At 60.1% G+C, this 10292-nt stretch carries 7 protein-coding genes and 1 pseudogene; 7 read left to right on the top strand and 1 reads right to left on the bottom strand.

Annotated features, from left to right (window positions below; genetic code table 11):
- Positions 1-377, bottom strand: a pseudogene (locus tag D769_RS28485) (Tn3 family resolvase); the annotation flags it as partial.
- A 186-nt stretch (positions 378-563) separates the two neighbouring features.
- On the opposite strand from D769_RS28485, the gene D769_RS28480 reads away from it, so the two are divergent.
- The 7 genes from D769_RS28480 to D769_RS32085 all read left to right on the top strand — a co-directional run.
- Positions 564-1586: a DNA-binding protein gene (locus D769_RS28480; RefSeq protein ID WP_008651947.1), complete on the top strand. Its 1023-nt coding sequence runs from the start codon at positions 564-566 to the stop codon at positions 1584-1586.
- Positions 1587-1777: 191 nt separating this feature from the next.
- On the top strand, positions 1778-2914 hold the full coding sequence (gene wecB, locus D769_RS28475) for a UDP-N-acetylglucosamine 2-epimerase (non-hydrolyzing) (RefSeq protein ID WP_052018188.1): 1137 nt from the start codon (positions 1778-1780) through the stop codon (positions 2912-2914).
- Between the two features lie 11 nt (positions 2915-2925).
- Positions 2926-4191, top strand: coding sequence for a glycosyltransferase (locus D769_RS28470; protein ID WP_152415100.1), 1266 nt, complete (start codon positions 2926-2928; stop codon positions 4189-4191).
- Positions 4188-5036, top strand: coding sequence for an ABC transporter permease (locus D769_RS28465; RefSeq protein WP_008651942.1), 849 nt, complete (start codon positions 4188-4190; stop codon positions 5034-5036). The genes D769_RS28470 and D769_RS28465 overlap by 4 nt, the downstream gene beginning before the upstream one ends.
- Positions 5026-6450: an ABC transporter ATP-binding protein gene (locus D769_RS28460; RefSeq protein ID WP_008651940.1), complete on the top strand. Its 1425-nt coding sequence runs from the start codon at positions 5026-5028 to the stop codon at positions 6448-6450. The genes D769_RS28465 and D769_RS28460 overlap by 11 nt, the downstream gene beginning before the upstream one ends.
- Positions 6451-6452: 2 nt before the next feature.
- Complete coding sequence (locus D769_RS28455; protein WP_008651938.1) at positions 6453-9794, top strand: glycosyltransferase; 3342 nt, start codon at positions 6453-6455, stop codon at positions 9792-9794.
- Between the two features lie 349 nt (positions 9795-10143).
- Positions 10144-10292: helix-turn-helix domain-containing protein (locus D769_RS32085; RefSeq protein ID WP_152415099.1), on the top strand; the 149-nt coding region annotated here is incomplete at its 3' end.

The following is a 10292-nucleotide window of genomic DNA, read 5'->3' as shown; positions in this document are numbered from 1 at the left end:
TCGGCGCGTGCCGTCTCGCCGGCGGCATCGAGCCAGCGCACGACCTGGTCCAGCTGCGCGAGCTGCAGCGGTTTGGCGCGCTTTTCCTGGGCGGGGTGCAGCGCCTGGATGCCGCGGAACACCTTGCGCACCACCGGCGCCTTGGTCGGGTCGGGGAAGCCTTGGTCGAGATGCCATTGCGCCAAGGCGGCCAGGCGCTGCCGCAGCGTGTTGACCGATAGCGTCTCGGCATGGTCGGCCAGGTAGCGCGCGATGCTGTCGGCGGTCGCCGGCAGGAAGCCGCCCCAGCCGACCTCGAAGTGCCGCAGCGCCGATTGGTAGCTTTGCCGCGTGTTGTCGCGCGTGGCGGCGCGCAGGTACTGGTCGAGCTTGCTCATCGGGGGCTCCTGACCGAAGGCCGTATTACGGGTCAAAGCGGCCAACGCCGGCCGAATTTTCGCATGATACCGGATAACGCCGCCTTATCCGCTGTGAATTTCCTCCCAAATCGTCATTGCCAGGCACGGCATTTCGTTATGTAATTACGTGGTATGTAATCCATTACGATATTTCGAGGACGCCCGATGGCCCGCACCGGACTCTACAAATCCGAAGTGAAAAAGGCGCGCGACGCGCTCATCGCGCAAGGCAAGCACCCGTCGGTCGACGCCGTGCGCATCGCGCTCGGCAATACCGGCTCGAAGACGACCATCCACAAGTACCTGCGGGAACTCGATACCGAGGACGGCGGCGCCGCCGGGCGCAAGGCGTCGATCAGCGAGGCGCTGCAGGATCTGGTGGAGCGGCTGGCCGCGCAATTGCAGGAGGAAGCCAACGCGGGGATCGATGCCGCGCGCGCCGAGCACGCGGAACAGGAACGCCGGCACACGGAGCATCTGGCCGCCGCGCACCGCGACGCCGAGAAATTGGGCGGGCACGTGCAGCGCGTCGAGACGGCCCTGCAGCAGGAGCGAGACGCGCTGGGCCGCGCCCGCGAGACGCTGCAGCAAGAAACGATCGCGCGCCACACGGCCGAGCAGCAAGTCGCCGACCTCAAGGAGCGCCTGGCCGAGAACGAAGCCCACCGGCGCTCACTCGAGGAAAAACACCAGCACGCGCGCGAAGCCCTCGATCACTACCGCCAGGCGGTCAAGGACCAGCGCGACCAGGACCAGCGTCGGCACGAGCAGCAACTCCAGCAACTGCAGGCCGAATTACGCCAGGTGCAACAGACCCTCGTCGTCAAGCAGGAGGAAGTCACCCGTCTAAACCAGGAGGGCGCGCGCCTAGTGGCCGAGCTGTCCCATACGCGCCAGACCCTTCAGCAGGCACAAGAATTCGGTCGGCGCCAGACGCAAAAGCTCGAAGCGCTGCAGCCGATCGAGCAGCGTAACGGCGTGCTGGCGGCGCAGATTGCCGACAAGGATAGCCACGCCCGGGCGCTACAGGAACAATTGACTGCAGCGTTGGCACAAGCTGGCGACCTGTCGACGCAGATGCGCGAGCTTGAGCTGGCCTTGGCGCAGTCACAGGCCAAATACGAGGCGCAGCAAGGCATCGTGGCCGACCTGCGCACCTATCTCATGGCCTGCGAACGACCGACATAAAGGCCACGTTATTTATGACTTTTGACTTATCCGTCACTTTCAGTTTAATCCAGGACCCCCGACCTTGGCCGCTCAGATCTCAGATGTGCTAACATCGCGCGGCGCATTGATGCACTTTTGATATATTTTGCTTTATTGCGTGGTGCGTTGCTGTAAAGCAATCTGAGCCTCACTCACCACAAATGAATAAGATGAATAAGATAAAGATTGCCGTCGTCATTGGCACGCGACCTGAGGCAATCAAGATGGCGCCTGTAGTCAAGGCCTTAGAGAATTCGGAGCACCTAGCTCCTATCGTAGTCGCCACCGGACAGCATCGCGAAATGCTGGATCAGGTATTTGATATCTTTTCGATCGAACCCGACTTCGATCTGAATGTGATGCGACCCAATCAGACGCTGCCGGCCTTGACGGCACGCCTGATCACGTCCCTGGACGAGTGTATCGGCCAGATTCAGCCGGCCGCCATTCTAGTACAAGGCGACACGACCAGCGTACTGGCGGCCTCCATGGTGGCCTTCTACCATCGCATCCCGATTGGTCACGTTGAAGCCGGCCTGCGCACCGGCGACATGGACAACCCCTTCCCCGAAGAGATGAATCGTGTGCTGGCAGGACGCCTCGCTAGGTGGCATTTCGCGCCGACCGTATCGTCGCGGAATAACCTGCTCATAGAAGGTGTTGCGCCCGACAGCATCTATGTCAGCGGCAACACGGTGATCGATGCCTTGTTCGATGCACGCCGGCACCCAGCCAAAGTCCCATACCAGCGCAGCGACAAGCGGCGGCTGATGCTGGTGACCACGCACCGGCGGGAAAATTTCGGCGCACCGCTTGGCGACATCTGCGCGGCGATTATCCGCCTGCTCGAGGCCAATCCGTATCTGGACATCCTGTTCCCGGTGCATCGGAACCCCAATGTCTCCGCCCCCGTCCGGGAAGCGCTCGGCAACCACCCGCGCGTGACGCTCTGCGAGCCACTCGACTACCTATCCTTCATCGCCGGAATGGAAGCCGCCGACCTGATCCTCAGCGACTCCGGCGGCGTCCAGGAAGAGGCCCCCGCACTGGGTAAGCCGGTTCTGGTCCTGCGCGAGGAAACCGAGCGCCCTGAGGCGGTTTCGTTTGGCGTGGCGGAATTGGTTGGTACCAACCCCGACCGCATCGTTCGCGCGGTACAGAAACTGCTCAGCGACGACTCCGCATATCGCGCCATGGCGCGTGGCTCATCGCCCTACGGCGACGGCAAGGCTGCCGCGCGGATCATCTCGGTCCTAGAAAGTGCATTTCAGAAGATCCCTGAAAGCGAAGTTCTAGCCCCCCTCTGAGGATCATCCCTGTGGAAGCAGTTCCCAAGTCTACGGTCTGCATGGCGAGAGGCAGGTCAAATAAGACGCTGATCTACTTTTCTTCAGTTCCGTATAACAGCTACGCCCAGCGGCCGCACTTTATGGCAAGTGCCTTTGCTGATGCGGACTTCGATTCGATCCTGTGGGTAGACCCATACCCCACCCGCCTGCCAAACTTGTCCGATCTGCACCGGCTACGTGGCCGCACGTCGGGTATGGCTCGCGTCGCTGCCAAGATCGAGCTCATGCGCACTTTTGCGCTGCCGATCGAGCCCTTGCCGCTGGGCAGCTTCCTCAATCATCGCCTTTGTTGGGCGCGGGCACGCCGCAGGCTGCACCAGTTTGCCTCCGATAGCGACCATTGCGTGATCGGCGTAGGCCGTCCCAGCGCACTGGCCGAGTGGGCGCTGGCCAATCTGGCGCACGAACGGTCCTTCATCGACATACTGGACAACTTCCCCGCATTCTATGGCGGGCTTTCGAAGCGGTCGATGCACCGCCGACTGCGCAAGCTGTGTGGTTCGGTCACCGACGTCTTTTGCTCGTCGAGCCACTTGGCTGGAGTGGTTCGGAAAATCCGCGAAGATGCCACAATCGTCCTCAACGGCTATCCAACGGCTCATCTGCCAGAGCCATCCAAGCCGGCAATGCGCAAGTACATCGGTTATGTCGGCACCATCGGCAACTGGTTCGACTGGAAGCTGGTGATAGAATTGGGGCGCGCCCTGCCGCACGCGACCATACGCCTGATCGGGCCGGAATTCATCCCGCGACCCAGCGATCTGCCGCCCAATGTAGAGATGCTCGGCGAGCGCCCCTTCGAGGAAATGGCCCGCTTGGTCAGCGAATTCGCGGTGGGCTTGATCCCGTTCCGCGTCAACGAACTGACCGAGGGCGTAGACCCGATCAAGTTCTACGAGTATCGCAGCCTAGGCGTGCCGATCTGGTCCACCAGGTTCGGCGAAATGCGCTCACGCGGTGCGGATGACGGCGTCTTCTTCATCCGCCAGGGCGATGACTGGGAGGCGCTCTGGAACCAGGCCAATGCTATCCGTTTCGACGAAGCGGATATCTTCAGCTTCAGGAGCGACGTAACCTGGGCCAGGCGCCTGGAACCCATCCTGGACCGAGCCATCAGGCCCCGAGGCGACGCGGTCCTGCATCCGGCTCCTAACAAGTTGATCCGAGCGCCCGATCCGGATATCGCTGCGCAAGGCATGGACAACCTCCTGCCTCAATTTATTTCCAAGCAATGAGCGACCTGAGTTTCAAGAAAGACGGCACGGAGTTCGAGTATCGCACCGATCCAGGGGCGGTGCTGCGCGCCGTGCTCCAGCAGCGCCATCTGTTCACGCAGTTGGTCCGCCGCGATATCGTCGGCCGCTACCGGGGCTCACTGTTCGGTATCGTCTGGGCCTTTCTCAATCCGCTGCTGATGCTGTCGCTGTACACCATCGTGTTCGGCATGTTCCTACGCACTCGCTGGGCCGGGTCGCAGAATAGCTTTGAATTCTCCGTGGTGCTATTCGCCGGTCTGATCCTGTTTAATTTCTTTGCCGAATGCATCAACCGCGCGCCGATGCTGGTAGTTGCCAATGCCAACTATGTCAAAAAAGTGGTGTTTCCGCTCGAGATGCTGGCGTGGGTGGCAGTAGGCACGGCCTTCTTTCATACCGTCATCAGCCTCATTGTGTGGGTGATCTTTTCAACGCTGGTTTATGGCACGGTGCATTGGACCCTAGTCTACCTGCCACTCATTCTTGTCCCACTGATCTTCATGACCATCGGGTTGGTCTGGATCGTCAGCTCGCTGGGTGTCTATCTGCGCGATATCGGCCAAGTGATCGGCGTGGCAACCTCGGTCGTGATGTTTCTTTCGCCGATCTTCTATCCAGTCGACACTCTGCCGGAGAGCTTTCGCGCGCTGCTGCTTATGAACCCGCTTACCTTCCTGATCGAACAGGCACGCCTGGTCATGCTCGGCGGCGGCACGCCCGATATCTCCACCCTCGCCATCTACATGGCCAGCAGCATAGCATTTGCCTGGCTGGCCCTAGCTTGGTTCCAGCATGCGCGGAAAGGCTTCGCCGATGTCCTCTGAACCGCATTCCGCCATGGCGCCCCCCCGCCAAATCGCCATTTCCGCCGCTGGGCTGTCTAAGCGCTATATCGTCTATGCGTCGCCGCTGGAACGCCTCAAGCAGTTGATCGTCCCAAGCAGCAAGGGCCGACAACAGGAATTCTGGGCGCTCAAGGACCTGAACATGACGATACACCGCGGCGAGACCGTGGCGATCATCGGCCAGAACGGTTCAGGCAAATCGACTCTGCTGCAAATCCTTTGCGGCACACTGGGTGGCACCTCAGGCGCAATCGAGGTCAATGGACGCGTCGCAGCCCTACTTGAACTCGGAGCTGGCTTCAATGCCGACTTCACCGGCCGCGAGAACGTGTACCTGAACGGTGCTGTGCTGGGTCTCTCTCGGTCTGAGATCGACTCACGCTTCCACTCCATCGAAGCATTCGCGGAGATCGGCGCTTTCATCGACCAGCCGGTGAAGACTTACTCCAGCGGCATGTATGTGCGGCTTGCCTTCGCGGTGGCCATCCACGTCGATCCGCAAATCCTGATCATTGACGAGGCGCTGGCAGTGGGCGACTCGCGTTTTCAGGCCAAGTGTCTGCGCCGCATCAAGGAGATGCAGGCGAACGGTGTCACCATACTTTTTGTTTCGCACGATGTGGCCGCTGTGCGTACGCTGTGCGAGCGAGCGATCTGGCTGGACCACGGCCGCATCCGCATGAGCGGCGGCGCCTTTGCAGTCACTGCTCAATACAACCAGTTCCTGTTCGAGAATGAAAGCCTCCCCCCGAGACAAGCTGAAGGCAAAATTACCAGTATCGACGAGCCAGGAGAGGTGGCCAAACCGTCCAGTCCGGCTGAGACTCCCGATAGTGCAGCCGGCTCCGTGCCAGACGTAGCCGCAGTCACGCTTGCATCAGTTGACGACGACGCGAAGATGCAGATGGCGATGCATCGACCAATCAACCATTGGGGCAGCCATGTTGGCTCGATCATCGAAGCTGGAATCTTTAATGCTCGTGGCGAGCGGGCCGAGACCCTTTTGGATCGGGAGGAGATCGAGGTGCGAGTGCGCGTGCGCCCGCCTCCCAGCGCCGATCGGTGCACTCTCAGCGTTGCGTTCTCGATGAAAGATCTGTCCGGCACCGACCTGATCGTTTCGACCACCTGGGACCAGCAGAGCATCGACTTCACCCGTGCCGGAGACGAAATGCAAGTGCGCTTCCGCTTCAGGAATCACCTCAATACTGGCAAGTATCTGCTTGCTGTTGCCCTGGAGGATCGCGCCAGCATTTATCCGCAGTATTACGAATACATCGAAGGCGCACACTACTTCGGTTCCATGATCAACAACAAGGTGTATGGGAATTTCCTTGTCGACGTCGAGCAGGACATCGATATGGCGCAAGTGGAAAAAAGAGCAGCAGCATAAGCATGAGCAATAGCGAACCTATCAATAGCCAGGAATACTGGGACGAGCGTTTCAGCTCGGATTGGGAAGAAAACAGCGGCAAGGAGCAGAGCCGCTTCTTCGCGCAGGTTGCGGTAAAGGCAATGCCAGCCTGGCTGGTGCAAAAGGTGCGCTGGGACAAGCTCAGCGTCTGCGACTGGGGTTGCGCGCAAGGCGACGGCACAGAAACGCTAGCGCAACTAGTATTCCCCGACATAACCGGCATAGATTTCTCGCGCAACGCCATCGACATTGCAGCAAAGAACTACCCTTCGGTTCGCTTTTCGCAAGAGAACCTGCTGGATTCCCCTGCGCGGCCGCAGTTCGATGTGCTTTTCTCATCCAATACGCTCGAGCATTTCGCTGACCCCTGGAAAGTCTTCCGAAAAATTTCGGCTTATGCTTCGCAGTTCGTGGTCCTGCTGCTGCCCTATCGCGAGGTCAATCGCCACATCGAACATGAGGTGACCTTCGACGCGCGCAATATTCCGCTGTGCCCTTCCGAAAGCTGGTCGCTGGTGCACTGCGCCGTGGTCGATACCCGCGCCTCCGAACCGTGCTACTGGAACGGCGACCAGGTATTGCTCGTCTACAGTCGCACCAGCGTGCTGGCGGATAGCGGCCTGCCGGTGTCGGACGTATCGATCGATGCGGAGTATCGCGTGAGCATGCACGCCACCTCTGATCTCAGCCTGATCGATGGATGGCAACGTGAAACCGCCGATCTGGCACTCTGCTTGCGTGAATCCTTGCGCGACAGACGGGCCACAGATGCCGTGCGCGAGGAAGCTCTTGCGGCATTGGAAGTCGCGAACGAGCGAATCGTGCGCCAGACCGAAAAAATCGCCTCGCTCGAGGCCACCCAAGAAAAGGATAGACTGGCCGCTGCTGAACTGCAGACGCTGCTCGCTGCCGCAACGGAAAAGCTGCATGCAGCCATCCTGGAGATTGACGAACTGCGCCAGGCAAAAGCCTCACAGCTCGCTACGGCCGCCAAGGCCGAGGCAGAAGCGGCACGCGCCCACGCACTGCTAGTCCAGTTGAAAGGCGCGCAGGCACACGCCGCGCAGTTGGCTGAAGAAAAGCAGGCGCTGGTGACTGCTTCGCATCAGGCCGCTGAGCGTATTCATTTCCTGGAGTACCGTGAGCGGGCGCTGCAGCACGAAGTGCGCACGCTGCTGGCCACCAAGAGTTGGCGTATGACGGCGCCGCTGCGTATGGTGAGGAGCGTTCCCTACTGGTTCGAGCGCCGCATGCAAGACGTGCGCCATGCCTATCGGTATGGCGGGGTCAATCGCGTTGCCGCCCATACTCTGCGCTACGTGGTCCGCCAACTCGGACAGGGCAGTGCCCACAGCACGACTCCAGCAGCATCGGTCGTGCTACCGGCCGCAAGCGTGCCGGCCACCGGTACCGTACAGGCTGTCTTCGTTCCCGCCGCGCGCGAGTTGCCCGATGTCTACGTGTTCAGCATTATCGACTGGCACTTCCGGATCCAACGCCCGCAACATATCGCACGCGAGTTCGCGCGTGCTGGTCACCGCGTCTATTACTTCACCAACCATTTTGAAGACTCAGCCGCGCCGGGCTTCTCCGCGGAGAAGCTCGACGAAACCCTGCCGCTGTACCAGATCAAGCTCAAGGTAGCCGGTGCGCCGGCGATTTATTTCGCAGCGCCAACTTTCTCGGCCACGGAGCAGATCCGGCAGGGCATGCGCCAGTTCCGCGCATGGAGCCGCAGCGAGCGCTCCTACTCGCTGGTCCAGCACAGTTACTGGTATCCCATCGCCAAACAGATGCAGTCGCTTTGCCTGTCCTACGATTGCATGGACCATCACGAGGGCTTCGGCAGCGTACCTCCGGAGCTGCTGGAACTCGAGTCGCGGATGATGGAGCGTGCCGACCTTCTCGTGGCAACCTCCACCTTCCTACAGAACCATGCGGCCAAGCGGAACTCCAGCATCGCGCTGATTCGCAATGCCGGCGAATACACGCACTTCTGCAATCAGCCCGCGCAACTCTACGTTGACGCGCAAGGTCGGAAGATCATCGGCTACTACGGCGCCATCGCCGAGTGGTTCGACACCGATCTGGTCGCGCGGGTCGCTCAAGCATTTCCCGATGTACTGGTATTGCTAGTCGGCGCCGATACGGCCAGCGTGGGCGAGCGCCTAAAGGCGCTGCCCAACGTCGTCATGACCGGCGAAGTACCTTACGCGGAGCTACCCCACTATCTATATGCCTTTGACGTCTGCCTGCTGCCCTTCAAAGTCATTCCGCTGACTCTCGCCACCAACCCTGTCAAAGTCTATGAGTATCTGAGCGCGGGCAAGTCGGTTGTCTCAATCGATTTGCCGGAGATGTCGCAGTTCGCCGGGTTGGTCCGGGTTGCTGATACGCACGACGGCTTCATCCTGCAGCTAGAGCAGGCCCTGGCGGACGGCAAAGAAAGCGATGCCATTATCGCGCAGCGCAAGAAGTTTGCCATCGGCCAGACCTGGGCACACCGGGTTGCGGACTTCAAGCGCGCAATTGAGGCGCTGCCCCGGCCGAAGGTCAGTGTCATTGTGCTGACATACAATAACTTAGCCCTCACCAAGGACTGCCTAGATAGCCTGGAAACCTACAGCGACTATCCGAACCTGGAGATTATCATCGTCGACAACGCTTCGGCTGACGAGTCTCCCACCTACCTTAGCAAATGGGCAGCGTCGCGTTCGCACGTCAAACTAATTCTCAACGATAAAAATCTGGGCTTTGCCGCCGGCAACAATCAAGGCCTAGCCGCCGCCACCGGCGAATACCTGGTCATTCTCAACAACGACACGGTGGTCACGCGCGGCTGGGTGGACCGCATGGTCAATCATTTCCGCAATAATCCGGAGATCGGCATCCTAGGGCCGATCACCAACAACATTGGCAACGAGGCCAAGGTCGATACCCATTACTCAAGCCTGCAGGCGATGCATCAGGAGGCAGCACAGATTATCAGCCAGTACATCGGGCAATGGTTCTCGCTAAACACGGTCGCTTTCTTTTGCGCCATGATTCCACGTAGCACCTATGAGAAGGTCGGCCCGATGTGCGAAGACTATGGCGTGGGCTTCTTCGAAGATGACGACTACTGCCGCCGGGTGCAGGCAGCAGGGTTGACTGTCGCTTGTGCGGAGGACGTGTTCGTTCATCACCACCTTTCTGCTTCCTTCAACAAGTTGGGCGCAGAAGTCAAGCAAGCGCTATTCGAAAAGAACCGAGCAATCTACGAAGCCAAGTGGGGCGCTTGGGTACCCCACGTCTACAAGCAGCGACCCGCCTCCCAGCTGTGAATGGGTAAAAGGACCAAAGGAGCTAGCGCGGCCCGCCGGTAACCGGACGCCATCGGCGCCGTCTCTCATAGCGTTATTGCTTCTGTAAACGCCTGTAACCGCGCCGGCGTCGCCCCGTTTGCCGCCTCACGTGTCGAGGATCACCAGATCCAGCTGCCGTCTGGGCCAGCAAAGTCGGTGACGGAGCCGGTACCGTCCGCGGACGTCTGCACGGAACCCCGATGGTCGGCCAAACTCCCCCACCTGTGGTCACCTCAAACTCCCCCACCTGAAGGGGCGCTGCAAGTGATGTGAGCGCCAGGCAGGACGTTACCTTGTTCCCCTCGAATAAAGCAGAGGGGTTGCCGGAGTGAACGTCTTGAAGCCACATCTACAGACCACCATCGCTACGCTAATTGCCGCTGGCAAGGGTCAGCGAGAGATTGCCCGGATCACCGGCGTCGATCGCAAGACGATTCGGGGGTATCAAGCGCAATTTGCCGCCGCCCAGCAGGCAAA

It is taken from the genome of Cupriavidus sp. HMR-1 (genome assembly GCF_000319775.1).
GTDB lineage: Bacteria > Pseudomonadota > Gammaproteobacteria > Burkholderiales > Burkholderiaceae > Cupriavidus > Cupriavidus metallidurans.
This window is presented reverse-complemented; position numbering and strand designations above follow the sequence as displayed.